The organism is Mycobacterium sp. (assembly GCF_965230835.1).
Taxonomy (GTDB): Bacteria; Actinomycetota; Actinomycetes; order Mycobacteriales; family Mycobacteriaceae; genus Mycobacterium.
Window position 1 is genome coordinate 2,356,673 of record NZ_CBDDLW010000002.1, and the last position, 26,160, is coordinate 2,382,832.

The window sequence follows — 26,160 nt, forward strand, 5'->3', positions numbered from 1 at the left end:
GGTGGTGTTGTGGCGAATATATCGAAACGATACGATGGCGCGACGCGTCGAACCGTCGTAACTAGCCAGACAAAGGGAGGTGATTCGATGCTCGAACTCGCCATCCTCGGGCTCCTGATCGAGTCACCCATGCACGGCTACGAGTTGCGTAAACGGCTGACCGGACTACTTGGCGCGTTCCGGGCATTTTCCTACGGTTCGCTGTATCCGGCGCTGCGGCGCATGCAGACTGACGGACTGATCGCCGAGAATGCCGCCCCAGCGGGTACTCCAGTGCGCCGAGCCCGGCGGGTCTACCAGCTGACCGACCAAGGCCGTCGTCGCTTCGGCGAACTAGTGGCCGACACCGGTCCGCACAACTACACCGATGACGGCTTCGGTGTACACCTGGCGTTCTTCAATCGCACCCCGGCAGAAGCGCGGATGCGCATCCTGGAAGGTCGGCGCCGCCAGGTCGAGGAACGGCGAGAGGGTCTGCGTGACGCGGTCGCCCGAGCCAGCAGTTCGTTTGACCGCTACACCCGCCAATTACACCAGCTTGGGCTCGAATCCAGCGAGCGCGAAGTGAAGTGGCTCAACGAGCTCATCGCAGCGGAACGGGCAGCACCCAACCGCGCCGAACAGACGTAACACCCTGCACCAACCCTGCAGCACCACACGAACACCCAGGAAAACCCAGCGGTTATGAGGTTAGGAGAACGCCCCGATGAGTGAGCACAAGCCGTTACAGGCGGAAGCGCCGGCTGAGGTCCGAGTCGCCATTGTCGGCGTCGGCAACTGCGCAGCCTCGCTGGTCCAGGGCGTCGAGTACTACCAAAACGCCGACGAAGGGTCCACAGTTCCGGGTCTCATGCACGTACGTTTTGGCCCATACCACGTTCGCGGCGTCAAGTTCGTGGCAGCGTTCGATGTGGACGCCAAGAAGGTCGGATTCGACCTGTCGGATGCGATCTTCGCCTCTGAGAACAACACGATCAAGATCGCCGACGTCGCACCCACCAATGTGGTGGTGCAGCGCGGACCCACCCTCGACGGCATCGGCAAGTACTACGCCGACACCATCGCGCTGTCCGACGTCGAACCCGTCGATGTCGTCCAGACACTCCGCGACGCCAAGGTCGACGTGCTGGTCTCCTACCTGCCGGTGGGCTCGGAAGAAGCAGACAAGTTCTACGCGCAGTGCGCCATCGACGCGGGAGTTGCTTTTGTGAACGCGCTGCCGGTGTTCATCGCCTCCGACCCGGTGTGGGCGAAGAAGTTCACTGATGCAGGGGTTCCGATTGTCGGTGACGACATCAAGAGCCAGGTCGGCGCCACGATAACCCACCGGGTGATGGCCAAGCTCTTCGAAGACCGCGGTGTTCAGCTAGACCGCACTATGCAGCTCAACGTGGGCGGCAACATGGACTTCCTCAACATGCTTGAGCGTGAGCGGTTGGAGTCCAAGAAGATCTCCAAGACTCAGGCCGTCACGTCCAACGTGCACCGCGAGTTCAACGCCAAGGATGTCCACATCGGACCGTCTGACCACGTCGGCTGGCTCGATGACCGCAAGTGGGCCTACGTTCGGCTGGAGGGACGCGCCTTTGGCGACGTGCCGTTGAATCTGGAGTACAAACTTGAGGTGTGGGACTCCCCCAACTCTGCGGGCGTCATCATTGACGCGGTGCGGGCGGCCAAGATCGCCAAAGATCGCGGTATCGGCGGTCCGGTCGTGGCGGCTTCGGCATACCTGATGAAGAGCCCACCAGAGCAACTGGCCGACGATGCCGCGCGCACTCAACTCGAAGAATTCATCATCGACGCCAACTAACACGGCAGCTGTCTGTTGCCCGGAGGATACGGCCAGGTCGGGGGTGTCAGCGACCGTGGCTGAGATCCCCGACGATGAACTGGCCGCACTCTCGGAGTTCGCGCTACTCGCCGAGAATGCCTCGCAAGCTGGCGTTTCGGGGCCACTGCCCAGCGTCGAACGAGTCGAAACGGGCACGGGCGACACAAAGATCAGCGCGCTGAGCTGGGGTGGCTCGCCGCCCAGAGTCGTTTTTCTTCATGGCGGCGGGCAGAACGCGCACACCTGGGACACCGTGATCGTCGGTCTTGGTGAGCCGGCCCTAGCGGTGGACTTGCCCGGGCATGGTCATTCCGCCTGGCGTGATGACGGCGACTATTCGCCACAGCGCAATGCCGACGCCGTGGCACGAACGCTGCACGAGCTTGCGCCGACTGCCGAGTTCGTTGTGGGCATGTCGCTGGGCGGGCTAACGTCGATACGGCTCGCCGCGATAGCACCAGAACTGGTGGGTGAGCTGGTTCTCGTCGACGTCACCCCGTCGGCTTTACAGCGCCATGCCGAGCTGACCGCCGAACAGCGCGGCGCGGTGGCGCTAATGCGCGGCGAGCGGGAGTTCCCCAGCTTCCAGGCCATGCTGAACCTGACGATCGCGGCGGCGCCGCATCGCGAGGTGACATCGCTGCGTCGTGGCGTATTCCACAACTCTCGCCGCCTCGATAACGGCAACTGGACCTGGCGCTACGACGCCATCCGAACAGTCGGAGACTTCGCCGGACTATGGCACGATATCGATGCGCTGAGCGCACCCATCACCGTGGTGCGCGGTGGCAATTCTGGGTTCGTCACCGATCAGGACATTGCCGAACTGCAAGAGCGAGCAAGGCACTTCCGGGCGGCGCACGTCGTCGAGGATTCCGGCCACTCGGTGCAAAGTGATCAACCACGCGCCTTAATCGAGATCGTGCGCGGGGTGGTCGACGCCCGCTAGGCGACGCTCGCCGAAGCTTGCCGCGAGGTTAGCGAAGCATACGGTGAACATATGAACTCACCCGTGCTCCCCCATCTTCCCGTTCGCATCGGCGTGCAACTACAGCCTCAGCATGCGCCGCAATACCACACCATGCGCGACGCGGTTCGCCGCTGCGAAGATATCGGCGTCGATGTCGCTTTCACCTGGGATCACTTCTTCCCGCTCTACGGGGACCCTGATGGAGCGCACTTCGAATGCTGGACCGTACTCGGGGCCTGGGCTGAGCAAACGTCACAGATTCAGATTGGCGCGCTCGTCAGCTGCAACTCCTACCGCAACCCAGAGCTGTTGGCCGACATGGCACGAACCGTCGATCACATATCAGCTGGTCGGCTCATCCTTGGAATCGGATCGGGCTGGAAAGAGAAAGACTACCAGGAGTACGGCTACGAGTTCGGCACGGCCGGCAGCCGACTTGACGACCTAGCGGCCGCACTCCCACGAATCAAAGCGCGAATGGCTAAATTGAACCCGCCACCAACCCGTGACATCCCGGTGCTAATAGGTGGCTCAGGCCCACGTAAGACGCTGCGACTGGTAGCCGAATACGGCGACATATGGCATAGCTTCTGCACCGGCGATGACTTCGTCGCCAAATCAGCCATCCTCGACACACACTGCGCCGCGGTCGGCAGAAACCCGGCCACTATTGAACGCTCGGCGGCGGTCGAGAGCGGCCGGGATCTAATATCCGGCGCCGAAGCTCTCGCAAGCCTTGGTGTCACGCTATTGACCGTTGGCAGCAATGGTCCCGATTATGACCTCACCGCGGCCGAAGCTCTGTGTAGGTGGCGCGACAGCCTCTGATCACCGGTTGGTCATCCGGGGGTGCTGCGGCGATCAGGGCCGCTGCCATCACTGCGGTCATTTTGCGGTAATCGCGGAGACTTTAAGCGATTCGTACTTTCCGGCATATCGTCCGAGGCGAACTGTCCAGACCATCAAACCGACTGACGCCAAATAGAAACCGTTTCTCTATCAAACATCCGAACACGTACTGTCCAGACCATCAAACCGACCGACACCAAATCGACACCGTTTCATCTGCCAAACATCCGAACGCAAGCGCACTAGTCGTGAGAAACTGCCAGCGCGGACTACTGAAGCGGGTTTGAAAGAGGCTCGGAGAAACTGGTGCCGAAGAAGTACGGAGTTAAAGAAAAGGACCAGGTTGTTTCGCACATCGTCAACCTGGTTTTGACTGGCAAACTGCGTAGTGGCGATCGCGTCGATCGCAATGAGATCGCGCATGGCCTTGGAGTAAGCCGTGTCCCTATACAGGAGGCGCTGGTTCAACTCGAACACGACGGCATTGTGTCGACCCGCTACCACCGCGGCGCATTCGTCGAGCGGTTTGACGAAGCCACCGTACTGGAGCATCACGAACTCGACGGCCTACTCAACGGCATAGCCTCCGCGCGCGCCGCCACCAACCCCACACCACGGGTCCTGGGGCACCTCGACGAACTCATGCGGTCGCTACGCACCTCGAGGGAATCACGGACCTTCTCTGAAATCACTCGGGAATATCGACAGACCGTCAACGACGAGTACGCGGGGCCACGGCTACACGCCACGATCCGCGCCTCACAAGCCCTCATCCCACGAACCTTCTGGATGACCTACCAGAACGGCCGCGACGATATTCTGCCGTTCTACGAAAATGAGAACTCCGCAATCCACCGAAGTGACCCGGACGCGGCGCGCGCCGCCTGTGTCGGCCGCGCCTCCCTGATGGCCCAGACCATGCTGGCCGAGCTGTTTCGGCGCAGGGTGTTCATCCCACCGCAGAGCGCATACCTTGATGCAGTTCCCCTGCACGCCCCAGCAGATCCACAGCAGTCAGTCACGCTCTGAATGAGCCGAAATTCCCGTCGGCCGATACGGTGGCGGTGATGAGATTCTGGGTGGGCCCGCGCCGCAAGCGCGGTAGCAAACTACTCGGTGTCGCCGCCACCGTAGTGATCGTCTTCAGCCTGGCAGCTGCGGCACCCGCGGCAGCCGACCGGTATCAGTGCGCTCCCGCTGGCGTGGACAGCGGAATCACCTTGCCCAAAGACCTGACTACTCCGGCGGCCGGCGACGCTGAAGACAAGTACACGACGGAAACTACCGAGCCGATAGGCGCGGTGAACACCGCCGCACTGCGACTGATCACACCCGGCATCTTGACGGTCGGCACGCTGTCTGACGGCCCACCCAACACCTGCATCAATTCCACCGGCCGATTCAGTGGTTACGATAACCAGCTGCTGCGTGCTATCGCGGACAAACTCGGCCTCCAGGTTCGCTTCGTCGGCACCGACTTCTCCGGGTTACTTGCGCAGGTCGCAGCGCATCGATTCGACGTGGGCTCGTCATCGATTAAAGCCACCGCCGCGCGGCGACGCACCGTCGACTTCACCAACGGCTACGACTTTGGCTATCACACGCTCGTGGTACCGCCCGGTTCGCCGATCAAGAGCTTCGCCGATCTTGCCCGCGGCCAACGCATCGGCGTCGTGCTGGGTACGGTGGCGGAGTCGTTTGTCGTCGACACTCTGCATCTGCAGCCGGTGAAATTTCCCGACTTCAACACCGTTTATGCAAACTTGAAGACTCACCAGATTGACGCATGGGTGGCCCCGGGCAATCAGGCACTCGCGGTCATGCGTCCTGGCGACCCAGCCGTAGCCGTCGCGCACACGTTCAGCGTCGGCGACTTTATTGCGTATGCCGTCGCCAAAGACAACCGGCCGCTACTCGACGCACTCAACTCTGGATTGGACGCCGTCATCGCCGACGGCACTTGGTCGCAGTTGTACACCGACTGGGTTCCGCGGACCCTCCCGCTCGGCTGGAAGCCCGGATCAAAGTCCGCGCCAACCCCGCATCTGCCGGACTTTGGCGTCATTGCAGCCAAGCATCACCGCACGGCGGAGGGCCCGACCGAGCCCGTCTCAACCCTGGAACACCTGCGCAAATCCTTCTTCAACTGGGACATGTACCGCCAGTCCATCCCGACACTGCTCAGCACCGGGCTACCCAACACGCTGGAGCTGACAATCAGCGCCAGCGTGATTGGGCTGAGCCTCGGCATGGTGCTGGCAATGGCCGGCATGTCTCGGAAACGTTGGCTGCGCTGGCCAGCCCGCGTCTACACCGATATCTTCCGCGGTCTGCCAGAGGTAGTGATCATCCTGATCATCGGGCTAGGTGTTGGGCCGGTGGTAGGTGGGCTGACCGGCAACAACCCGTACCCGCTGGGCATCGCAGCGTTGGGGTTGATGGCCGCCGCCTATGTCGGCGAGATCCTCCGCTCCGGAATCCAGAGCGTCGATCCGGGCCAACTCGAAGCATCGCGTGCGCTTGGCTTCAGCTACCCGGCCGCGATGCGACTGGTAGTGGTGCCCCAGGGCATTCGCCGGGTGCTGCCCGCATTGGTCAATCAGTTCATCGCGCTCCTGAAAGCCTCCGCGCTGGTGTATTTCCTCGGGCTGGTCGCCAGACAGCGGGAGCTGTTTCAGGTGGGTCGTGATCTGAATGCACAAACCGGCAACCTGTCACCGCTGGTAGCCGCAGGGATCTTCTACCTCATATTGACGGTTCCCTTAACACACCTGGTGAACTACATCGACGCCCGACTTCGGCGTGGCCGCGCCACCGCGCCAGAGGAATCCTCGGAGGTGCTCTCCGCAACACTAGGCCAGGAGATGACGTGACGGTCCCCAGCGACAGGCGTGCGCCGGTTTCGTTGGCCGCCCGAGGTGTTCACCAGATCCTAGAGAAGAACGCCGTGCTTCGTGGGGTCGACCTCGACGTGCCCGCCGGCAGCACAGCGGCGATAATCGGTCCATCCGGCTCGGGCAAGTCAACACTACTTCGGACCCTGAACCGGTTGCACGAACCGGACAGCGGCGACATCCTGCTGGACGGCACATCGGTGCTGAACGACGACCCTAACGAACTCCGCCAGCGAATTGGCATGGTATTCCAGCATTTCAACCTGTTCCCGCACCGTAGCGTACTGGCCAACGTCGCGCTGGCGCCGCGCAAGTTGCGTCGGCTCTCCGCCGACGCGGCACGGGAGCTGGCGCTGGTCCAATTGGACCGAGTTGGCCTCAAACATAAGGCCAGCGCCCGCCCTGGCGCGCTGTCTGGCGGCCAACAGCAGCGGGTTGCTATTGCGCGCGCGCTGGCGATGACACCGCAGGTGATGTTCTTCGACGAGGCAACGTCGGCTTTGGATCCGGAGATGGTCAAAGGCATCCTGGAACTGATCTCCGAACTCGGCGCCGACGGAATGACAATGATTGTGGTCACCCATGAAATGGGCTTTGCGCGTTCGGCATCGGATGCCGTCATATTTATGGACCACGGCAAAGTCGTGGAATCCGGTCCTCCCGAGCAGATCTTCGAAGACGCTCAGACCGAACGGCTGCAACGGTTCCTGTCCCAAGTGCTGTGAAGTCCCAACGACGGCATCCGCCATCCGTTCGTGAGCTGCTGGCATGTCACGTTAGACTGCCGACTTATGGCGGACAGCGAATCCACGGCCCCGGAGGTGACGGAGGGTGGCGTCTTAGGACTGGTGTAAAAACGCTGGGCGCATGTTCCTGGTGGTCATGTTACGCGGCGGTGGTGTCGGTCGTGGTTGTTGTGGTGGGGGGATGCAGTGGGCGGGGTGGCTCGAGCAGTTGGTGGCGTAGTTCTTGGAGGTGGCGGCTGGTCGCTGATGTTTGGGTGACTCCGCGCCAGCCGCGGCTGGCGCGGTCGAGGACGGCCCATACCAGCGACAGACAGCTGGTTTCGCCGGGTAGGCGGCCGATGACCTTGACCCGGCGACGGGATTCTCCGAAGGTGCGTTCGATGAGGTTGGAATGGCGGATGCGTGTCCAGTGTTGGCGGGGGAAGCGCAAATGCACGCTCAGCGAGGCGAAGTCGTTGGCCAGGCAAGCGACCGCGGCTGGGTAGAGCCCGCGGTATGTGGTGGTGAACTCCTCGGCGCGGCGGGTGGCTTCATCCACGGCCTGCTGGCCGGGTGGCTGGTCAATGTCATCGAAGATCGACCAGAACGCGGCTTTGATCTCGTCCTGGACCGCGACAGGTGTCTTGGCGATGACGTTACGGCAGCGATGGATCAGACACCGCTGACGCAGGCTTGCCGGAAACGTGGTCTCCCATGCGGCGATCAGGCCCGGCGCCCCGTCGGAGATGCCCAGTAGCGGCGGGCGTAGTCCCCGGTTCCTCAGGTCAGCCAAGAAGTCGGCCCACGCATCAGCCGACTCCGCTGCGGCTGGGGCCAGCCCAATAAACAGGGGCTTGCCGTCGGTGCAGATGCCCCAGGCGGCCAGCACCGGCTCGGCCGGGGCGTTGGGATGCATCCGAAAGTTCGAGGCATCCAAGAACAGGTAGTCCAACACCAGCTCATCAAGGCGTCGAGACGACCACGCAGCGAACTCGTCTTTGATGGCCGCACAAATCCGGCTCACCGTCGAGCGCGACAACGCCGCCTGCGAGCCCAGCACCTCGGCCAACGCGGCCTCGATGTCGCGATCCGACAAACCGCGCACCCATCCCGAAATCACCAACGCCTCCAGAGCGTGGGTGCGCGTCACCCCGGCACCGAATAGCCGCGAACAGAACCGCTCGTCGGTGTCGCGTAGTTTCGGGCGGCATAATTCGACCGAGCCCATCGTGGTCTTCACCGTCGCCGGCGGTTGATACCCATTGCGGTACCCGCCCGGGCCGTCCTGAACCCGACGCTGGTGACGGGCTCGGCCCAACACTGCTTCTACCTCGGCCTCCACGGCGACCTGAAACACCAGACGCACCGATAACCGCCCGACCTCCTCCAAAATCTCGGTCAACGGCCGCTCGGTCGCGGCGAACAACTGATCCATCTCAACACGCACACGCTCAATCGGCGATACTCGCTTGGTCACGGGCGTAGCCCCTCCTTCATAGCTTTCGTCGGTTGCGACGGAACCTACGCCCGTGACCATTTACACCAGCGATGAGACGCGACCTGACGGAGCTGGCGGAGGGGCTGCATCGCGCGTTGTCCAAACTGTTTGCGATCCTGCGCCGCGGCGATCCCAACGGAGTTGTGGCAGGCGAGTTGACCCTGGCACAGCTTTCGATTCTGGTCACCCTGCTCGATCGCGGCCCCATCCGGATGACCGACCTGGCCGCACAGGAGCGGGTGCGGACCCCCACCACTACCGTAGCGATCCGCCGGTTGGAGAAAATCGGGCTGGTAAAGCGCTCACGCGACCCATCTGACCTGCGAGCCGTCCTGGTCGACATCACGCCGCGCGGGCGGGCAGTTCACAGCGAATCACTAGCCAACCGGCACGCCGCCCTGGCCGCACTGCTCGGCCAACTCCCCCGGTCCGACCTGGACACCCTGATGGGGGCTCTGGCCCCGCTGGAACGGTTGGCGTGCGGTGAACCGGCGATTCGCGATGTCGGGGATTCCGCGGCACGCAGGCAGACATGCCCTCAAGGATGAATTAGGCGCTGAGGTTGCCAGACCATCACATCGCCTAAGTTCACACACGAAACCGCGTAGGCCTAGACAACGAGATTAACCAGCCGACCCGAAACCACAATCACCTTGCGCGGAGCAGCACCGGCCAAGAACGCCCGTACCTTGTCATCCGCCAACGCAGCGGCTTCCACCGTGGCAGCGTCCGCGTCGGCGGCCACCACAACCCTCCCCCTCACCTTCCCGTTTACCTGCACTGGATATTCGACGGTGTCGTCGACAAGGTACTCAGGATTCGCCTCCGGGAACGGCCCGTGCGCCAACGAGATGGTGTTGCCAAGTCGCAGCCACAGCTCCTCCGCCAGGTGCGGGGCCAACGGAGCCAGCATCAGCACAAGTGGCTCGACCGCGGCTCGCGGTACCGACTCGCGGTGCTGCTTGGTGAGGTGGTTGGTGTATTCGATCAGTTTGGCCGTCGCGGTGTTATTTCGCAGTGCCGCATAGTCTTCCGATACCCCCGCAATGGTGCGATGCAGTGCCCGCAGCGTGTCTGTGGCCAACTGCTTCTGCCCATCCTCGTGCACCCGTGTCTCGCCTGTCCGCTCATCGACCACCAGCCGCCACACCCGCTGCAGAAAGCGGTAGGCCCCCACGACATCTTTGGTCGCCCACGGGCGGGAGGCCTCCAATGGCCCCATGGACATCTCGTATACCCGCAGCGTATCGGCTCCGTATTCGTCGCAGATCTGGTCCGGTGATACCGAGTTCTTCAGACTCTTGCCGATCTTGCCGAATTCCTGAAAAACCTCGATCTCCCCGTCCGGGCCCGGATAGAAAAAGGAACCGCCCCGCTCAACCACCTGCTCCGCAGGTACATAGGAACCGCGCGCGTCGGTGTAGGCAAACGCCTGAATATAGCCCTGGTTGACCAACCTGCGGTAAGGCTCGCGGGAACTGACGTGACCCAGGTCGTACAGCACCTTGTGCCAAAATCTCGCATATAGAAGGTGCAGCACCGCATGCTCGGCTCCACCGACATAGAGATCTACCCCACCGGGGTCGTCCGGCCCGTGCTCAGCCGGCCGCGGACCCATCCAGTACATTTCGTTTTCCCTGGCGCAGAACCGCTCCGAGTTGTTGGGGTCGGTGTAGCGCAGCTCATACCACGAGCTGCCCGCCCACTGCGGCATCACGTTCGTGTCGCGGCTGTAACGCTTCAGGCCATCGCCGAGATCCAGCTCGACATGCACCCACTCGGTCGCCTTACCTAGTGGTGGTGAGGGCTCACTGTCTGCGTCGTCGGAATCGAACAACACCGGCGAATAGTCCGGCACATCCGGCAACTCGACCGGCAGTGCCGCTTCGTCAAGAGCATGCGGGCGTCCGGCGTCGTCGTAAACTATCGGGAACGGCTCCCCCCAGTACCGCTGCCGCGCAAAAAGCCAGTCACGCAACTTGAATTCGACGCGAGCCCGACCAAGCCCATCTGACTCCAGCCGGGCGGTAATCTTCTGCTTCGCCGCCCCGACACTCATACCGTCTAGATAGCCGGAGTTAACCAATACTCCGTCTCCGACGTATGCGGACTCCGAAATATTGCCGCCAGCAATCACTTCCACAACTGGAAGACCGAGCTCCCGGGCGAATTCCCAGTCACGTTGGTCGTGGCCCGGCACCGCCATAATCGCTCCGGTGCCGTACCCGGCTAGCACATAATCGGCGATGAAGATCGGCACGGTGTCACCATTTGCCGGATTGGTGGCATAGACGCCCAAGAAGGCGCCGGTCTTCTCCCGACTCTCCTGGCGCTCAAGGTCCGACTTGGCCGCGATCGCACGGCGGTAGGCAACGACGGCCTCCCCGGGCGTGGCAGCACCGTAGGTCCACGCCGGGTCTACGTCGGCCGGCCATGCCGTCGCGACCAGCTCATCGACCAAGACGTGTTCGGGGGCCAACACCAAATAGGTAGCACCGAACAAAGTGTCCGGCCGGGTGGTGAACACCTCGATGTTGACTTGTGAGGCAGCTCCGTCGCCATCCCGAACGGGCGCCGAAAACAGCGCCACAGCCCCCGCCGAGCGTCCGATCCAGTTCCGCTGCATGGTCTTGACCTGTTCGGGCCAGTCCAGCACTTCGAGATCGGCTAGCAGCCGTTCGGAGTAGGCGGTGATGCGCATCATCCATTGCCGCAGCCGCTTGCGGAATACGGGGAAATTGCCCCGGTCGCTCCGTCCGTCGGCGGTGACCTCTTCGTTGGCCAATACCGTGCCCAGCCCCGGACACCAATTGACCATAGAGTCCGCTCGATAAACCAGTCGGCGAGCGTCGATCACATCGGCCCGCTCCCCCGCCGACAGCGTGGCCCAGTTCCGGCCGTCCCCGAGACTCTGCGCACCGGAGTCGTATTCAGCGATTAGCTCGGATATCGGACGCGCCTTGTTGGCTGCGGTATCGAACCACGAATTGTAGATCTGCAGGAAGATCCACTGAGTCCACTTGTAAAATTCCACATCGGTAGTCGAGAAACTTCGCCGACTGTCGTGTCCGAGACCAAGCCGGGCCAACTGCCGCCGGAAGTTCACCACGTTAGCCTCAGTCCTGGCACGCGGGTGGGTACCGGTTTGCATCGCATACTGCTCAGCAGGCAGCCCAAAAGAATCGAATCCTAAGGCGTGCAGAACATTACGGCCCGTCATTCGAAAATAGCGGGAGTAGACGTCGGTCGCTATATAGCCCAGCGGGTGGCCGACGTGGAGGCCCTCGCCAGATGGATACGGGAACATGTCTTGCACGAAGAGCTTGTCCCCTGGAATCTCCGAACCGTCCATCGGAGCCAATGAGCCGACCGGGTTGGGCACATTGAACGTGCCGAGTCGAGCCCAGTTATCCTGCCACGTTCTCTCCAGCTCTGCCGCAAGCTCCGCGGTGTATCGGTACCGCAGAGCGTCAACGTCCGCGTCGTCGACACTGGACGGGCGGCCGGTTGCAGCGGCAGGCGGTTCGGTCACGCACAACAGGGTATAAGGGCGGCCCAGGAACCGTCGGGGCCTGTCTGCCGGGCCACAGGTTGGTCTCGGATGCGTTGCACACCGATCAGAGGTTTGTCCCAGCTGTGTTTCACACCTGGTTCCTTAGTTGAGTACTAGATACATTCAGCCTCTATAGCGGGCATTGGCGCCCAGGTTACTCGGAGGGACCGACGAAAATGACTCAAAACCTGCGCACCTGGCGGGTCTTCGCGGGGGGCCTAGCCACTGGCTTCCTCGGCGTCATGGTTGTCGCCGGCGGAAAGGCGTCGGCCGATCCCGTGCTTCCACCTCAGCCGATCCCCACCCCGGGTACCGCGCAAGGAGCGGCCCCGCCCGTACGTCAGGTGACGGTGCTTCCCGGCGGCGTCAACAACAGGTTTACCCCGGCCCCGGCTCCAGCCCCGATCGCGTCTCCGTTTGCACCCACCACGGTGTCCGGTCCCGCGGCCGCGGCGTCAAGGCCGCGAGCTGCGACGCCCGCACTCACCGGAACGATCCGTGATTACCTTCAAGAACACGAGGTCAAACTGGAGGCGCAGCGACCACAAGGTTTCAAGGCCCTTGAGATCGCGTTGCCGATGCCTCCCCGCTGGACCCGGGTACCCGATCCCAACGTGCCCGACGCGTTCGCTGTGATCGCTGATCGGCTCGGTAACAGCATCTACACATCGAATGCTCAGGTGGTGGTGTACAAGCTGGTCGGCGACTTCGATCCCGCCGAAGCCATCACACATGGCTATGTCGACAGCCAGCAACGACTCGCCTGGCAGACCACCAACGCCTCACTGACCGGTTTCCACGGCTTCCCGTCGTCAATCATCGAAGGCACCTACCGCGAAAACGACATGACGCTCAACACTTCTCGGCGTCACGTCATCGCCACCTCGGGAGCCGACAAGTACCTGGTGTCGTTGTCCGTGACCACAGCTTTGTCACAAGCGGTCACCGACGCACCTGCCACCGACGCGATCGTCAACGGATTCCAGGTGGCGACGCCCCGGACTAACGCTCGAACACCTGGTTCCCCGGCCCCCCATTGGGCATCCGCGCCGCTGCGCGGACAGCAGCCCAACCGGATTCCCTCGCCGCAAACCGCACCCAGACCAGCTACTGTGCGGTCACCAGTGATCAATGTGTCGCCTCGCCAACCACAGCTGAGCATCGTGACGCCCGCGCCCTCGCAGTAAGCCATTCCGCTCTAGTTAGCTAGGTCGAGCCCGGGGGAGCCGGGCGCGCGGATTCAGTGTCGGACTCGTATTGTGAGCGCATGTTCATCACGGGCGTGCTGTGTGTGCTCGCGGCGGTGGCGTCCGCGATATTCGGGGTTCGATCACTCAACCAAGCCGATACCGCCAACCCCGCGCAACTGGCGCGGCGCGCGATCGCGCCCACGCAATTGGCGGCGTCGGTGATGCTTATTGTCGGGGGAGGGGTAGCGCTGGTGGCGTCTCAGCCGGGGACGCTCATGGTCGTGCTCGTCTGCATCGCAGGAGCATTCGGAACACTGGCAGCTGGTTCGTTGCAGACCGCGCGGTACGCGGTCCGCCACAACTCCACTAACCTCACATCGGCCGACTGCGCTGGCAACTGCACGGCGTGCACCTTGTCCTGCCGCTGAACGGTGCCAGCCGACTCATGACGACGTCACATAGACCTAGTTGCGGCTGACGTCGATCGGGTGTGTGGCCAACAGCGAAAGCGGCAGTGGCTGCCGCCGCAGAACCTGCCCCCACAAATCAGCTCGGGGCCCCACCAGAACGTCAGATGGTAATGCCGACAACACAATCCAATCGTCACGTTCTATCTCGCCTTCGAGCTGACCGATGGTCCAGCCGGAGTACCCCGCGAAGATCCGCAACCCTTCAAGATGCGGCGCAATCCGCTCAGGTTCAGCGTCCAAATCCACCATCGCCATCCGCCCCGCGACGTGTCTGAGTCCAGGCACGCTGTCCGGTTCGGCGCCGATCCGCAGCACTGCCAGGCAAAGGGCAGCATCGCGTTTCACAGGCCCGCCGATGAACATCGTCTTCGGTTTGGCCGCGAGTTTGGCCCAATGCGGCAACACGTTATAGACCGCAGTCTCGCTGGGCCGGTTGAGTACAACACCCAAAGTGCCGCCGTCGTTGTGTTCAACGATGTAGATCACGCTGCGGCGAAATGTCGGTTCCAGCAAATCGGTGTTAGCCAACAGCAAGGTACCCGCCCGCACCCGTTGCGCGGCAGGTGCTAAATGGTCCTCAGGATCGTCGTGCGGCGCCACTGCACCATCATCGCATCCGCAGCAGCACCACCCCAGACGAACAGGCATGGTCGGCGCATATTTGTAATGTGGTGGGGAGGCGCAGCGTGGACCAAGCCTTGCCTGCGCCGCTCGTGGAAGTGGAAACTGTGATTCACACCCGGAAGCGGGCGCGCGCTCCCGTCGACCTTTGGCGATCTGTGCGTGCTCTGCCCGACTTTTGGCGGCTGGTGCAAGTCCGCATAGCGAGCCAGTTCGGCGATGGTCTATTCCAGGCGGGACTAGCTGGTGCGCTGCTTTTCAATCCCGATCGGGCCGCCGACCCGATGGCAATCGCACGCGCCTTCGCGGTGCTTTTCCTGCCCTACTCTCTACTGGGTCCCTTCGCCGGGGCGCTGGTAGACCGCTGGGATCGACGACTCGTGCTTGTCGGCGCCAACATCGGCCGCATTGCCCTGATCGCCGTGGTCGGCACGATCTTGGCGGCAGGAACTGGTGACCTGCCGTTGCTGTTCGCAGCGCTACTCGCGAACGGCTGGGCCCGGTTCGTCTCCTCTGGTCTATCGGCGGCCCTGCCCCACGTGGTTCCGCGTAAACAAGTGGTAACCATGAACTCGGTTGCTATAGCTTCGGGTGCAGTCGCAGCCTTCCTCGGTGCCAACTTCATGTTGTTGCCCCGCTGGCTCGCCGGCGCCGACGACGAGGGCGCCTCGGCAATCATCTTCATCGCGGTGATTCCGGTTTCGCTGGCGTTGCTGCTGGCGTTGCGGTTTAGGCCCGGCGTGCTGGGCCCAGACGACACCAAACGAGCGATCCACGGCTCAGCCATCTACGCCGTGGTCACCGGTTGGCTGCACGGCGCCCGCACAGTAGTGCAACGTCCGACGGTCGCCGCCGCGCTGTCCGGCCTGGCCGCACACCGGATGGTGATTGGCATCAACTCGTTGTTGATCTTGTTGTTGGTCCACCATGTGACAGCCCCCGGCGTCGGCGGATTGGGAACGGCATTGCTGTTCTTCACAGCGACGGGTCTCGGCGCCTTCTTGTCAAACGTCCTGACGCCGGCGGTCATACGCCGCTGGGGGCGCTACGCCACCGCAAACGGTGCATTGGCGGCCGCAGCGATCATCCAGATCGCCGGTGCCGGTCTGCTGTTGCCGGTGATGGTGGCATGCGGCTTCTTTCTCGGCGTAGCTGGCCAAATGGTCAAGCTGTGCGCCGACGCAGCAATGCAGATAGACGTCGACGACGCGTTACGGGGCCATGTTTTCGCGGTGCAGGATTCGCTGTTCTGGGTTTCGTACATTGCATCGATCACTGTGGCCGCGTCACTGATTCCCCTCGACGGGCATGCGCCGGCTTTTGCGTTGTTCGGGTCGGTGATCTACGGAGCGGGGCTCGTCGCTCACGGCGTCCTCGGCCGGCGCGGTCAAGCCACAGCCGGTGGCTAGGGTAGATCTGTAGTTTCCCTCAACAGCAAGCCCTTCGGGAGGCGATGATGGCGGCTCCAGGGCCGATCGTTGCAGACCTGCGTGCCGAGAGCGACCGCCTAGACGCGCTGGTGGCACCGCTGCCCGTCGAGCGGTGGACAGACCCAACACCCGCGCCGGGCTGGACCATAGCCCACCAGCTCGGACACCTGCTGTGGACCGACCGCGTCTCACTGACCGCAATCACCGATGAGGCCGGCTTCGCTGAGGTACTGGCTGCTGCGGCGACGAATCCGAGCGGTGCCGTCGACGCCGGCGCCGAGGAAATGGCGGCCACGCCCGCAGCCGAATTGCTAACCCGCTGGAGGGTCACCCGCAGAGAGTTGCACGAGCAGTTGCTGGCGGTTCCCGAAGGCCGCAAATTGCCATGGTTCGGGCCGCCCATGAGTGCCGCGTCCATGGCTACTGCGCGACTCATGGAGACGTGGGCGCACGCGCTGGATGTCGCCGATGCCCTCGGCGTCACACTCGCCGCGACCGAGCGACTACGGTCGATCGCCCACCTCGGCGTTCGCGCCCGCGACTACGCCTACGCCGTCAACAACTTGAACCCGCCGACCGTGCCGTTCCTGGTCGAGCTGCGCGGACCCGGCGGCGAGGTCTGGTCCTGGGGACCTGCGGATGCGGCGCAGCGCGTCACCGGATCGGCCGAGGATTTCTGCTTTCTGGTCACCCAGCGGCGCGCACTCAGCGGGCTCGACATCACAGCAGTTGGGGAGGATGCGCAGCGATGGCTGTCAATCGCGCAGGCCTTCGCCGGGCCGCCCGGGCCCGGCCGATGAGCTCTACAACGGCGCTGGCTAAGCACTCGCTGATTGTGCATCGAGCTTTTGGAACCAAGCGAAGTGGTAGTTCGCAGAAATTGGGTCGCCGGTGACGATGCACTCGGTAGCGGCCAACAACAAGCAGTTGAGCAGCAGCGCGGGATCAGCTTCGGGATACTGGACCAGGACTTGACACAGCGCAGTATCAAGATGGACCCGCAGTAGGTCGATTTCATCGTCGGCAACGTCTGTTCCGCCGGCTGCGGCCCTGGCCAAGGCCTGCGCCGTCCGCGGCAGGCCGTTGCGCAAGTTCATCGCTGCGGCGAGGTGCCGTCCCAGGTCATCGACCATCGGCAACTCGCGGGGCTGGCTAGAGGATTTCGTAGCAACAAAATCAGCCGACCAGGTCAGGGAATCGCCGGGAGCGTACTTCGCAGAGCGCGTCGAATTGATTGTCAGCGCAGTGATTCCGCTGCCACGTCGCTCGGGTTCTAGTAACCGCACGCCTTCTGGAAGCGTGATACCCGGTGGTATCCACCCGTAGGCGAGGTCCGTCACCAATAGTGTCGTCCCGTCGACCTGGTCACCGACCGCCCAACTCAGCCGCGGCTCCTGGCGAGTCACGAATGCAAGCAGGCGTCTCAACCGTTCGCCGTCCGATTCTGGTTCGGCCGCGACTTCGGGGGTCCAGGTGAACTGCGCTTCGGTGGTGGCAGGGGAGGGGGCGACGTTCGGAGCTGGTAGACCAACCGTCCACGCTCCGGTCTCCACCGGCGCCTCATCTCGACCGACATCTGGCCCAGGCGCAGCCAGTGACCAGGCATCCAACGCTGGGGTCGCAGGGGAGGGGGCGACAATCGGAGCTGGTAGACCAACCGTCCACGCTCCGGTCTCCACCGGCGCCTCATCTCGACCGACATCTGGCCCAGGCGCAGCCAGTGACCAGGCATCCAACGCTGGGGTCGCAGGGGAGGGGGCGACAATCGGAGCTGGTAGACCAACCGTCCACGCTCCGGTCTCCACCGGCGCCTCATCTCGACCGACATCTGGCCCAGGCGCAGCCGGTGCCCACGCATCTCGCGCATTCCCGCGCACATCACCCATTGTCGACTCGACTCGCCGCTGAGCCAACGCACGAGTCACGTCGATCACCCTGGCCTCTTGTGCCTGTTGAGCCGAAGAAATCATCCCGGATCGCCTGATCGTCATCAGCTCGTTGTTGGCAGAATCAGCGATCCGCTGCAAGTCATCCCTAAGACGCTTGGCTAGTGCGGAGGTTTCACCCGTGGTCGTCGACAACTCAGCGGGCCAAAATTCTCCAATAACCCAATGCGTGCAATCGACCGGAGCGCTGAATGCCGGAATCGTGAGGGATTCCTGGGTCGCTCTCCGGAGCCGGTTACGCGCCGTCATCCGACCGAAGATCGCCACCGGCCCAGCGTACCGGTGGGACAAAATCCCCGCAGGTGGTGAATTGTGCGGCTTCCGGGACGTGGGTAGCGTGAGCCCATGGCCGATTCTGCGCTGCAGCAGCAACTCGAAGAGCTCCGTGCTCTGTTGTTACGCGCGCGAGGGTTGTTCGGCGCCAATCCGATCGAGCCGCCTACCGATATCGCGCCCGACCCGGAATCCGCCAAGACCTGGCTGATCTAGGCGTTCCGGGGGGCCCGGCGACGCAGTTTATGTGCCAGCAGCTTGTGAATGGCCGCATCAAGATCATCCGGCGTAGGAACTTCCGCAGACGGAGTGTGCCCGGTTCCGACGATCTCATCGCGCACTTCGAGCAAAGCCTTGAGGCAGGACACATCGGCAGTCCGCAGAATACCCTCTGCCAAGGTCTCGGCGTCGGTTTCCATCGCGGCCTCACTCAGGGTCACACTGTGCACATACCCGCCCCGGCAAGACCGGACAAGAATGTGCCCGCTGGGGTGAACAGTGTCGAACGCGGGATTGGCGTCTGTCATCGACCGTCGTCAACGATGCTGCCGAACTCGCCTGCCGCGTCTTCCTCGTGCTGCTCCCACATCGTCGCCGACGTCTCTAGGTTATCTGCCATATCGGCGTGATCATCGGCTTGTTGCTGGTAGCACTGTCGTCTTAGTTCGAGCAGTTCACGCCCCGAGGCGCGAAGCTCGCTAAAGATCGGCCCGAGCGAGTCCAAACTCTGTTGGATCGCAGCATGCGAAGCCGGCACGGTACGCAAGTAGTCGGAGGTCTCCTGGTGATGCGTAGCGGCTTTACGCAAGTGCGCCGGCACCACATGGATTCGATCTACCATCCGCGGTCTCCTCTGTGTGCGCCGGCGATGCGGCCGGCGGGACTCAACTGCTGCGACCTAGTTCGTCGGCGTGGCCGCCGGCCGGGTCGGTGTCGGTGGTTCGGTTGTCGCCGGCGTGGTCGCGGTCGCCGGCATCGACGGATGCTGCCAGCCTAGAAACCTTGGTCCGCTCACGGTGGATATGTGTTGAATCTGGCCATCAAGGAGAGCCTTGCTGTTACCCAAGCCGAGCGCGTGCCGGTCGGTGAAGATGCCGATGTCTCCCGGTACGACGCGCGCCGGGTCAATCGGGTGCGCGACCTCCGTCCCCGGCGGGGGCAGGGTGATGCCCTGCTGATGGAACGCCTCCGCGATTGGCGTTCCGCCGGCAGCAGCCTCGATCACCGCAGCGAGTTCGGGGGTGGCAGCGATGACGGTTTCACCCGTGGGCAAGACCACGGACGTGGGTCCCGCTGGCGACGAGTCGAGCTGATCAGACCCCGCATGGCCGTCGTCTTCGCTTTGCTTGTCTTCGCCGCCTGACAATGTGCGGTCGTTCTGATTGCGGTCGTCGGACGGCAGCTGTGTTTCGTCGAGGCCCCGCAAGGCCCGATCGCCTCCCAGGGCGTCAAGCAGAGCGGGAATTCCGAGTCCTCCGGGCACACCCCAACCCGCCATCTCACCTGGTAATCCTCCCGTGCTTGGCATCTCACCGCCACCGATGCTGGGGATACCCGGTATCGCGGGCGCCGTCGGCATCGCCGGCAGGGCAGGACCGGGAACGGGTGCGTCCCCAGTCAGCAAGCCAGGATCACCAAATAACAGCGAGTCGGGGTACGGGGGCCAACCAGCGTCCAGCACGTCCGCAGGGTGTGTGCCAGTATCTCCCGTCAGCTGTGCTGCAGCCGGTGCACGCGGATGGTCTCCGGAGAAAGTCGATGGGTTCTTGGAAGCGTCGTACAGCGCCGTCCACACGGCCATCAGGGCCGCTTTGGACGTATCGTCAAGGCTTACGTTTGCGACCACCGCGCGAATATCCCTGAGCTTGCTGATGAGGAATCGCTGGAAATCACGTGCTCCTGCTGGGGTATCGAGGTCTGATCGCGTCCGTACTGCAGCTTCGGTTTCTTGCTGCAGCTTGCTGAGCGCATCCGCACCTTTGACGGTCTGCAAATGGGCATTAAGAATTGCCGAGACTACATGTAGGTCGAGCTGAGAACTCGCTGAATTCTGGTGTGCCAAGGCAGCCTCTGCGTCGCCGATAGCTTCGGCAGCCTGGCCGCGTTCTGGATCAGACGGTGCCGGCGATTCACTCGAACGCGGGTAGCCCGCCCGCCGGCGATGCCGCGACCCCTCCATGCCGGGCGACAGTACTCAGGGGTGAGACCGCCCACAATTCACTTCAGCTCACTTCAGCGCAACGACTCTGTGTACCGTATCCGCAGGTTGTTCATCGCAGTGCTTTTGGCGCGATCGAGCTCACGCGCGTCGGCCACGATAGCTGCGATCTCTCGCTGCTTAGCAACCAGAAAACGCTGCAGCTCGCGCGCTTGCAAAGGGGTGTCGGCTGCGAGGTCAGCCTGGTTCGGTATTGCTTGGTCGATTTCGGCGGCGATGGCGTCGAGCCGGCGGATACTTTCGCGCATCGCGGTATGTGCGCTGGCCAGTGCCTCGGCCAGCGCACGGTCGGCTGCAGCCGCGGTGCTGTGTTGTCTCGCCAGCACTGCCTGCCGTGCCTGAATGGCAGCTACCGAAGGTCCGGTGTGCTCCGACATGGCTTTAACCTTCTCATCTCACCCAACCGCCCGGGTGATTATCGATTCTCAAACTGGGCGGCGGATCTGCACGTTGTTGCCCAGCGCACTGATCCGCACGGGAGCACCCGCGTGGGGCGCCTCGACGACCAGGTTGTTACCAATGGCGATCTGAACATGTCCTGGGCGCGGAAAAACAAGATCCCCGGGCCGAATCTGGTCGCGCTGCACCGGCACACCGTCATTGATCTGCTGGTAAGTGGTGCGGTGCAGATGCAGGCCTGCTTGCGCATATGACCATTGAACTAGCCCCGAACAGTCGAATCGGTCCGGCCCGGTTGCACCCCAGGCGTATGGGCGACCGAGCCGCGACAACGCGGCGCGCACTGCGATTCCATGCCGGCTGTTCGGCGCAGAGAGCCGCGGTCCACCCGACCCGAAACGGTGTTGGCACGCTGCGAGATAGCGCAGGGCACGCAACGTCGCCAGATGCCGTCGCGCACGCGCACGCGCCCACAGGACATGTGCGCGCTGAGCACGCAGCCGCGCCGCACGCCGGCGCATCGCCTCACGCTGGGCCATGGGCGTAGCCGGAATGACAGCGGCGTCAGCATGGGCCTCGGCGAGGACACCTCCGGTCAGTGCGCGTGCCTGCCCCTGATCGCGGTGGGCGTTGGCGAGAACGCCCGCGGCGGCCGCATCGGTCCGCGCGGCCGCCAGCAGAGTTTCTCTGCTGCGATGGACCGCTCGCTGACACCGATCATTGTGCCCAACGCCGGTCAGTCCAGCGGCAAGCTGCACCAGGCGCCGATTGTGCACATCGCCGAGTTCCGACGCCGGGAACCTGCTGTCGCCGGCGAACATCAGGTGGGCGCTGCGCAGCGCGTCGATCTCGGCCTTGCTCACTCGTCGGCCTCGCTCACGTTCGGCTCCAACCCGCTGCAATCCACCGACTCGCCGGTAGTGGCCATGCCTGCGAAGGCGCGGACACGCGGGAGCGCCCCGGCCGGGATAACACCCCGATTGCGGATATCCCACAGTTCTTCACTGCCCACACCAATCAGCGCGGAAATCACCGTCTCGGGCAACGGCGACTGCGTGCAGGCTTGGTCAAACCGCGCGCTCAAGCTTGTGGGCATCCGCTTCAGCAGGGCACCACGCGTGGCCTCGAGCTCAAGCAGGTAACCCATGAGCCGGTTGGTCGAGTCCGCACCGGCGTTGACAGCCACCCGCCAAGATCCGGCAGCCAACATCTCAGCTTTCGCACACTGACCGATCACAGAGAGAATATACGTCTCATATTCGTTTGATGTGTTCGCCGGTAGTCGATCTATGACCGACTTGATAGCGTCGAGCTGCGCTTCGGCATAGCCCTCAAGCACGTCGGTGTCACTGTGGCGGCCGACCGTGACCGTGCCCGCAGTCCGCGCCGAAACCGGCTCCGGCGGCCGCGCGGCCAGCAATCGGGTGAGCTCGGCGTCGGGATCAGCAGCGACCAGGAGGCGAGAGTAGGTACCCGGCGGCAAGCCGAGTCCATTTTCGACTTTCTGAACAGTGCTTTTGTGCGGCTTACGGGCACCACGCTCAAGATAGCTCAATCCCATGATGCTGACGCCGGTGGCCGCAGCAAGGTCTGCCAACGACCAGTCATGCGATTCGCGTAGTGCACGGATCGCCGCACCGGCCGACTCACGGCTCATCGGACGCTCCGCCCACAGGCCGGATACTACACAGGCACGAACCCAATTTCGATATATCCGTTTTTATCGCGCTTCTCTTGTCATACCGGTCAACTCGTGTATACGCTTTTGCCTACGTTTTGATCGGACGAGGAGGTAGACATGGCACACCCCTGCACAGCCAACCCAGAACTCTGGTTCGGATACCCCGACGACGACGCCGGTGACGGAGCCGCCAAAGCGCGCGCATACGAGCGATCCGCTACCGAAGCGCGGATCCAGTGCTTGCGGCGGTGCCCACTGGCGCAACAGCGGCGGTGTGCCCAACATGCCGTCGAGCATCGCGAGGAGTACGGGGTATGGGCCGGCGTCAAGCTGCCGGGCGGTCAATACCGGAAACGGGAACAACTTGCCCGCTGCCACGCTGTGCTGCGGCAGATCGCCAACGGCGAAATCAACTCCCGCCAGCTACCCGAAAACAGCGCCTTGCTGGCACGAAGCGAAGGAGATGTGCTGCCACTGGCCGCTGTGGTGTTGCACCTGCCAGGCGCCGCACAGCCGGACCCACGCTCAGCAGCCTGATGCATTGCCGCCGAGCTCTGCCGACCCTGCCGTCGATAACCAGATCGCCGGCTTACTCGCGCCGGTGGCACGGCCCTAGGGCTGGGACTATCGAGCGCGGCCACACCACAAACCGGGGTAGTGTCGCAGTATCAGCGCTGGATCACGAGCAGCCTGAACCGGCGCCGAGCCGAAGTCGCCTGCTGGGCCGCACCGATTGCGGATACCTCGCCCCTGGCCGGCGTGCTCCTGTTTCGGTGAGGTGTAGCTAGGTGGACCGGGAGTGGTTGCGACAGCTCGTTTCATGGCGACAGGAAACTTTCAACGGCTTGCCCACGTTCACTCACCCGGCCGGCGATGCCACCTTGCACCAACGCGGCCCCGCAACATATCGCAACTGTGGACGAGATGAGGAACCAATGACTGCAGACAAGACCGGCGCGCAGACCACCGTCAGCGCGCAGAACCACAAGTTCACTATTGCCGTGGAAGGCACCGTTGTCGGCTTTGCCGAGTTCGCGGACCGCGGCGATCAACGCGTTTTCTACCACACCGAGATCGATTCCGACTTCGGCGGACGAGGTTTGGCGACGATCCTTGTCGGTGAGGCGCTCAGTGCCGCCCGAGATGACGGCAAGCGAATCGTGCCAGTGTGCTCGATGGTCGCCAAGGTGATCGACAAGAATCCCGAATTCGCCGTCATCACCGACCCGGTCACCGACGAGATTCAGCACTGGCTAGATAGCCAGCCAGGCAGCTAGGAGCGTGCCGGCCGGGCGGGAAATCGCAATGAAGCCCGATTGTCTTCGTTGCGGCGGTATCACCAGCCGCCGGATTGAGCACGGCCGCAGCGATGCCGGTAGCCGAGAACGGTGGCACCGGCTAATACCCGGGGCGATCCAGCGCATCCGGTTCGACTCAACCACACAGTGGGCGAAGGGGGACTTGAACCCCCACGTCCCGAAGGACACTGGCACCTGAAGCCAGCGCGTCTGCCATTCCGCCACTCGCCCGAAACAACCGGAGGACCATATCACTGTAGTGGTTGTCTGCCCCAAACTGCTCGCCGACGCCGAGCGGTCATCCTGGTGTGGGATTCCGGTACGCATTCAGCACGCAAAGGTCTCCGAACCGTATCGATGTGATTCTCCGGCTCCTGACAGCACCCCAGCATCCCAGAGTCCCGTTACCATGCTGGTTGATACAACCTGCGGGCGAACTATCTGCCTTGCGCACCCATATACCAGGACTTAGTGAGGCGAACGCCGGAAAATGAGTAGCCAGAAAGGGCTAGTTCAGCGGATCGAGCGCAAACTCGAGGCAACCGTCGGTGATGTCTTCGCCCGCATGTTCGGTGGATCAATCGTCCCCCAAGAGCTCGAAGCGCTGTTGTACCGCGAGGCGGCCGACGGTCTGCAACATCTCCAGGGAAATCGCCTTTTGGCGCCCAACGAATACGTCATTACCCTCAGTGTTTACGACTTCGAGAAGTTGGGTGCCGACCCGGATCTTCCGTTGGAACCATTGGCTCAGTACTTGACGGACTACATCCACGAAAAGGGGTGGCAAACGTATGGTGATGTGGTCGTGCGGTTCGAGCAATCGTCGAACCTACACACCGGCCAGTTCCGCGCCCGTGGTGCTGTCAACCCCGACATCGAGCCCCGCCCGCCGGGCACCGATTCAGCCCGGCCACAATCAAATCACGCGTTTGGCGCAGAATCAGGAGTACCACCGATGAGTGACAATTCAAGCTACCGCGGCGGTCAGGGGCAAGGGCGGCCGGGTGACGAGTACTATGACGACCGCTACGGGCATCCTCAAGAGGATCCGCGCGGAGGCCTGGACCCGCAGGGCGGACCGGACCCTCGGGGCGGATATCCGTCGGAATCGGGCGGCTACCCACCGCAGTACTTACCACCCCGCCAATCCGAACCCGCGGGCTATCCCGAACAAACCGGTTATCCCGACCACGGCCAAGGCGGCTACCCCGACCAACGCGGCTACCCCGACCACGGCCAAGGCGGCTACCCCGACCAACGCGGCTACCCCGACCACGGCCAAGGCGGCTACCCCGACCAACGCGGCTACCCCGACCACGGCCAAGGCGGCTACCCCGACCAACGCGGCTACCCCGACCACGGCCAAGGCGGCTACCCCGACCAACGCGGCTACCCCGACCAAGCGCAGGGCGGCTACCCGCCGTCCTATGAGCAACGTCCTCCAGCTCCGGCGGGCTACGGTGGCCCCGGCTATCAGCAGGGCGCCGGGGGCTACGGGCCACCCCCCGGTGGTCAGCCCGGATACGGTGGTTACGGCGATTATCCTCCCGGAGGCCGGGAGCCGACTCGTCACGACGAGGGCGGATACGCGCCCCCGGGCCCTAGCGGTATTCCCGAACAGCGCCAGGCATACCCCGATCAGGGGGCCGGGTACGAACCGGGCTACCAGCAGGGTGGCGCGGGATACGGCCAGCAAGAATATGCGCAAGCCGACTTCACCCGCTACGCCGACAATCCCCCGGGTGGGGCATACGCACCTCCCGGCGGAGGCTACGCCGAAGTTCCCAATCGCGACTATGACTACGGTCAACCTGCTGCTGACCACGGTCAGCTTCCCAGCGACTACGCCCAGCAGCTCGCCGAGTATGGCCAACCTCCTAGCAGCGGCTATGGCGGCTATGAGCAAGGCGGTTATCCATCCGCGGGAACCGCGGTCACGCTGCAGCTCGACGACGGCAGTGGCCGCACGTACCAGCTCCGGGACGGTTCCAACGTTGTGGGTCGTGGTCAGGATGCTCAGTTCCGGCTGCCCGACACAGGCGTGTCGCGCCGCCATCTAGACATCCGCTGGGATGGGCAGGTGGCACTGCTGTCGGACCTCAACTCCACCAATGGAACCACGGTTAACAACGCCCCGATTCAAGAGTGGCAGTTGGCAGACGGTGACGTGATCCGCTTGGGCCACTCCGAGATCATCGTCCGTATTCACTGAGCCTCTGGGTCCAAAACTTCTGGGCCTAGGCCGCGCCACGCCCATCGTCGAAGTATCGTGACTTTGCCGATGTGCTCGGTACCACGGGGGCGGGGCCCG

At 63.3% G+C, this 26,160-nt stretch carries 26 protein-coding genes and 1 tRNA gene; 16 read left to right on the forward strand and 11 right to left on the reverse strand.

From position 1 onward, the window contains the following. Positions 1 to 87 precede the first annotated feature (87 nt). The 7 genes from ACO07W_RS11180 (at position 88) to ACO07W_RS11210 (ending at position 7,272) form a co-directional block, all read left to right on the forward strand. On the forward strand, positions 88 to 630 hold the full coding sequence (locus tag ACO07W_RS11180; RefSeq protein ID WP_421843181.1) for a PadR family transcriptional regulator: 543 nt from the start codon (positions 88 to 90) through the stop codon (positions 628 to 630). Positions 631 to 706: 76 nt separating this feature from the next. Further along, complete coding sequence (locus ACO07W_RS11185) at positions 707 to 1,813, forward strand: inositol-3-phosphate synthase (protein WP_421843183.1); 1,107 nt, start codon at positions 707 to 709, stop codon at positions 1,811 to 1,813. 64 nt (positions 1,814 to 1,877) lie between these two features. Further along, on the forward strand, positions 1,878 to 2,783 hold the full coding sequence (locus tag ACO07W_RS11190) for an alpha/beta fold hydrolase (protein ID WP_421845940.1): 906 nt from the start codon (positions 1,878 to 1,880) through the stop codon (positions 2,781 to 2,783). A gap of 51 nt (positions 2,784 to 2,834) precedes the next feature. Beyond that, positions 2,835 to 3,632, forward strand: coding sequence for an LLM class F420-dependent oxidoreductase (locus ACO07W_RS11195; RefSeq protein WP_421843185.1), 798 nt, complete (start codon positions 2,835 to 2,837; stop codon positions 3,630 to 3,632). A gap of 327 nt (positions 3,633 to 3,959) precedes the next feature. Then, on the forward strand, positions 3,960 to 4,682 hold the full coding sequence (locus tag ACO07W_RS11200; RefSeq protein WP_421843187.1) for a GntR family transcriptional regulator: 723 nt from the start codon (positions 3,960 to 3,962) through the stop codon (positions 4,680 to 4,682). A 38-nt stretch (positions 4,683 to 4,720) separates the two neighbouring features. Beyond that, the gene (locus ACO07W_RS11205) at positions 4,721 to 6,526 is read left to right on the forward strand and encodes an ABC transporter substrate-binding protein/permease (protein ID WP_421843189.1); all 1,806 of its coding nucleotides are present in this window, start codon (positions 4,721 to 4,723) and stop codon (positions 6,524 to 6,526) included. Further along, positions 6,523 to 7,272 carry an amino acid ABC transporter ATP-binding protein gene (locus tag ACO07W_RS11210; protein WP_421843191.1) on the forward strand — a complete coding sequence of 250 codons (750 nt, stop codon included), beginning with the start codon at positions 6,523 to 6,525 and terminating at the stop codon, positions 7,270 to 7,272. Before ACO07W_RS11205 ends, ACO07W_RS11210 begins: the two co-directional genes overlap by 4 nt. 160 nt (positions 7,273 to 7,432) lie before the next feature. Here ACO07W_RS11210 and ACO07W_RS11215 read toward each other — a convergent pair whose 3' ends face one another. Next, entirely contained in the window at positions 7,433 to 8,707 is a 1,275-nt protein-coding gene (locus ACO07W_RS11215; protein ID WP_421840071.1) for an IS256 family transposase, read from the reverse strand. 113 nt (positions 8,708 to 8,820) lie between these two features. On the opposite strand from ACO07W_RS11215, the gene ACO07W_RS11220 reads away from it, so the two are divergent. Continuing rightward, entirely contained in the window at positions 8,821 to 9,318 is a 498-nt protein-coding gene (locus ACO07W_RS11220) for a MarR family winged helix-turn-helix transcriptional regulator (protein WP_421843193.1), read from the forward strand. Between the two features lie 62 nt (positions 9,319 to 9,380). On the opposite strand, the gene leuS is transcribed toward ACO07W_RS11220, so the two are convergent. Next, positions 9,381 to 12,302, reverse strand: a complete 2,922-nt coding sequence (gene leuS / locus ACO07W_RS11225; RefSeq protein WP_421843195.1) for a leucine--tRNA ligase — start codon at positions 12,300 to 12,302, stop codon at positions 9,381 to 9,383. 197 nt (positions 12,303 to 12,499) lie between these two features. On the opposite strand from leuS, the gene ACO07W_RS11230 reads away from it, so the two are divergent. Together ACO07W_RS11230 and ACO07W_RS11235 are read left to right on the forward strand one after the other, a co-directional pair. Next, a complete protein-coding gene (locus tag ACO07W_RS11230; RefSeq protein WP_421843197.1) occupies positions 12,500 to 13,510 on the forward strand; it encodes an LpqN/LpqT family lipoprotein in 1,011 nt (336 codons plus the stop codon). An 80-nt stretch (positions 13,511 to 13,590) separates the two neighbouring features. Next, a complete protein-coding gene (locus ACO07W_RS11235) occupies positions 13,591 to 13,941 on the forward strand; it encodes a hypothetical protein (RefSeq protein ID WP_421843199.1) in 351 nt (116 codons plus the stop codon). A gap of 36 nt (positions 13,942 to 13,977) precedes the next feature. Here ACO07W_RS11235 and ACO07W_RS11240 read toward each other — a convergent pair whose 3' ends face one another. Then, positions 13,978 to 14,631, reverse strand: coding sequence for a YqgE/AlgH family protein (locus tag ACO07W_RS11240; protein ID WP_421843201.1), 654 nt, complete (start codon positions 14,629 to 14,631; stop codon positions 13,978 to 13,980). A gap of 50 nt (positions 14,632 to 14,681) precedes the next feature. Between ACO07W_RS11240 and ACO07W_RS11245 the strand changes: the two genes are divergently transcribed. Both ACO07W_RS11245 and ACO07W_RS11250 read left to right on the forward strand, forming a co-directional pair. Next, positions 14,682 to 16,013 carry an MFS transporter gene (locus tag ACO07W_RS11245; protein ID WP_421845941.1) on the forward strand — a complete coding sequence of 444 codons (1,332 nt, stop codon included), beginning with the start codon at positions 14,682 to 14,684 and terminating at the stop codon, positions 16,011 to 16,013. A 47-nt stretch (positions 16,014 to 16,060) separates the two neighbouring features. Further along, a complete protein-coding gene (locus ACO07W_RS11250; protein WP_421843203.1) occupies positions 16,061 to 16,834 on the forward strand; it encodes a TIGR03084 family metal-binding protein in 774 nt (257 codons plus the stop codon). Positions 16,835 to 16,852: 18 nt separating this feature from the next. Here ACO07W_RS11250 and ACO07W_RS11255 read toward each other — a convergent pair whose 3' ends face one another. Further along, on the reverse strand, positions 16,853 to 18,247 hold the full coding sequence (locus ACO07W_RS11255) for a DUF5631 domain-containing protein (protein ID WP_421843205.1): 1,395 nt from the start codon (positions 18,245 to 18,247) through the stop codon (positions 16,853 to 16,855). A 78-nt stretch (positions 18,248 to 18,325) separates the two neighbouring features. On the opposite strand from ACO07W_RS11255, the gene ACO07W_RS11260 reads away from it, so the two are divergent. Continuing rightward, positions 18,326 to 18,469 (forward strand): hypothetical protein, encoded by a 144-nt coding sequence (locus tag ACO07W_RS11260; protein ID WP_421843207.1) that lies wholly within the window; start codon positions 18,326 to 18,328, stop codon positions 18,467 to 18,469. On the opposite strand, the gene ACO07W_RS11265 is transcribed toward ACO07W_RS11260, so the two are convergent. From ACO07W_RS11265 to ACO07W_RS11290, 6 genes are read right to left on the reverse strand one after another with little or no spacing between them, the layout of a single operon-like run. Then, positions 18,466 to 18,780, reverse strand: coding sequence for a DUF2694 family protein (locus tag ACO07W_RS11265; RefSeq protein ID WP_421843209.1), 315 nt, complete (start codon positions 18,778 to 18,780; stop codon positions 18,466 to 18,468). The genes ACO07W_RS11260 and ACO07W_RS11265 overlap by 4 nt on opposite strands. Beyond that, complete coding sequence (locus tag ACO07W_RS11270) at positions 18,777 to 19,094, reverse strand: ESX-1 secretion-associated protein (RefSeq protein ID WP_421843211.1); 318 nt, start codon at positions 19,092 to 19,094, stop codon at positions 18,777 to 18,779. The genes ACO07W_RS11265 and ACO07W_RS11270 overlap by 4 nt, the downstream gene beginning before the upstream one ends. A 57-nt stretch (positions 19,095 to 19,151) precedes the next feature. After that, entirely contained in the window at positions 19,152 to 20,432 is a 1,281-nt protein-coding gene (locus tag ACO07W_RS11275) for a DUF4226 domain-containing protein (RefSeq protein ID WP_421843213.1), read from the reverse strand. Positions 20,433 to 20,485: 53 nt separating this feature from the next. Further along, positions 20,486 to 20,848: a DUF4226 domain-containing protein gene (locus ACO07W_RS11280; protein ID WP_421843215.1), complete on the reverse strand. Its 363-nt coding sequence runs from the start codon at positions 20,846 to 20,848 to the stop codon at positions 20,486 to 20,488. Positions 20,849 to 20,896: 48 nt separating this feature from the next. After that, complete coding sequence (locus ACO07W_RS11285) at positions 20,897 to 21,733, reverse strand: C40 family peptidase (protein ID WP_421843217.1); 837 nt, start codon at positions 21,731 to 21,733, stop codon at positions 20,897 to 20,899. Then, a complete protein-coding gene (locus ACO07W_RS11290) occupies positions 21,730 to 22,527 on the reverse strand; it encodes a helix-turn-helix domain-containing protein (RefSeq protein ID WP_421843219.1) in 798 nt (265 codons plus the stop codon). The genes ACO07W_RS11285 and ACO07W_RS11290 overlap by 4 nt, the downstream gene beginning before the upstream one ends. A gap of 141 nt (positions 22,528 to 22,668) precedes the next feature. On the opposite strand from ACO07W_RS11290, the gene ACO07W_RS11295 reads away from it, so the two are divergent. Then, a complete protein-coding gene (locus ACO07W_RS11295) occupies positions 22,669 to 23,088 on the forward strand; it encodes a WhiB family transcriptional regulator (protein WP_421843221.1) in 420 nt (139 codons plus the stop codon). A gap of 398 nt (positions 23,089 to 23,486) precedes the next feature. Further along, a complete protein-coding gene (locus ACO07W_RS11300) occupies positions 23,487 to 23,828 on the forward strand; it encodes a GNAT family N-acetyltransferase (RefSeq protein ID WP_421843223.1) in 342 nt (113 codons plus the stop codon). A gap of 169 nt (positions 23,829 to 23,997) precedes the next feature. Here the strand turns inward: ACO07W_RS11300 and ACO07W_RS11305 are convergent. Then, a tRNA-Leu gene (locus ACO07W_RS11305) sits at positions 23,998 to 24,080 on the reverse strand. A 259-nt stretch (positions 24,081 to 24,339) separates the two neighbouring features. Between ACO07W_RS11305 and ACO07W_RS11310 the strand changes: the two genes are divergently transcribed. After that, entirely contained in the window at positions 24,340 to 26,061 is a 1,722-nt protein-coding gene (locus tag ACO07W_RS11310) for an FhaA domain-containing protein (RefSeq protein ID WP_421843225.1), read from the forward strand. Positions 26,062 to 26,160 lie beyond the last annotated feature (99 nt).

Excerpts from the sequence above, each read along its gene's own strand:
- ACO07W_RS11180 (WP_421843181.1), top strand. The coding sequence starts at position 88 with ATGCTCGAACTCGCCATCCTCGGGCTCCTGATCGAGTCACCCATGCAC.
- ACO07W_RS11185 (WP_421843183.1), top strand. The coding sequence starts at position 707 with ATGAGTGAGCACAAGCCGTTACAGGCGGAAGCGCCGGCTGAGGTCCGA.
- ACO07W_RS11195 (WP_421843185.1), top strand. The coding sequence starts at position 2,835 with ATGAACTCACCCGTGCTCCCCCATCTTCCCGTTCGCATCGGCGTGCAA.
- ACO07W_RS11205 (WP_421843189.1), top strand. The coding sequence starts at position 4,721 with ATGAGATTCTGGGTGGGCCCGCGCCGCAAGCGCGGTAGCAAACTACTC.
- ACO07W_RS11215 (WP_421840071.1), bottom strand. The coding sequence starts at position 8,707 with ATGGATCAGTTGTTCGCCGCGACCGAGCGGCCGTTGACCGAGATTTTG.
- ACO07W_RS11220 (WP_421843193.1), top strand. The coding sequence starts at position 8,821 with ATGAGACGCGACCTGACGGAGCTGGCGGAGGGGCTGCATCGCGCGTTG.
- ACO07W_RS11230 (WP_421843197.1), top strand. The coding sequence starts at position 12,500 with ATGACTCAAAACCTGCGCACCTGGCGGGTCTTCGCGGGGGGCCTAGCC.
- ACO07W_RS11235 (WP_421843199.1), top strand. The coding sequence starts at position 13,591 with ATGTTCATCACGGGCGTGCTGTGTGTGCTCGCGGCGGTGGCGTCCGCG.
- ACO07W_RS11240 (WP_421843201.1), bottom strand. The coding sequence starts at position 14,631 with ATGCCTGTTCGTCTGGGGTGGTGCTGCTGCGGATGCGATGATGGTGCA.
- ACO07W_RS11250 (WP_421843203.1), top strand. The coding sequence starts at position 16,061 with ATGGCGGCTCCAGGGCCGATCGTTGCAGACCTGCGTGCCGAGAGCGAC.
- ACO07W_RS11260 (WP_421843207.1), top strand. The coding sequence starts at position 18,326 with ATGGCCGATTCTGCGCTGCAGCAGCAACTCGAAGAGCTCCGTGCTCTG.
- ACO07W_RS11265 (WP_421843209.1), bottom strand. The coding sequence starts at position 18,780 with ATGACAGACGCCAATCCCGCGTTCGACACTGTTCACCCCAGCGGGCAC.
- ACO07W_RS11270 (WP_421843211.1), bottom strand. The coding sequence starts at position 19,094 with ATGGTAGATCGAATCCATGTGGTGCCGGCGCACTTGCGTAAAGCCGCT.
- ACO07W_RS11275 (WP_421843213.1), bottom strand. The coding sequence starts at position 20,432 with ATGGAGGGGTCGCGGCATCGCCGGCGGGCGGGCTACCCGCGTTCGAGT.
- ACO07W_RS11280 (WP_421843215.1), bottom strand. The coding sequence starts at position 20,848 with ATGTCGGAGCACACCGGACCTTCGGTAGCTGCCATTCAGGCACGGCAG.
- ACO07W_RS11290 (WP_421843219.1), bottom strand. The coding sequence starts at position 22,527 with ATGAGCCGTGAGTCGGCCGGTGCGGCGATCCGTGCACTACGCGAATCG.
- ACO07W_RS11295 (WP_421843221.1), top strand. The coding sequence starts at position 22,669 with ATGGCACACCCCTGCACAGCCAACCCAGAACTCTGGTTCGGATACCCC.
- ACO07W_RS11300 (WP_421843223.1), top strand. The coding sequence starts at position 23,487 with ATGACTGCAGACAAGACCGGCGCGCAGACCACCGTCAGCGCGCAGAAC.
- ACO07W_RS11310 (WP_421843225.1), top strand. The coding sequence starts at position 24,340 with ATGAGTAGCCAGAAAGGGCTAGTTCAGCGGATCGAGCGCAAACTCGAG.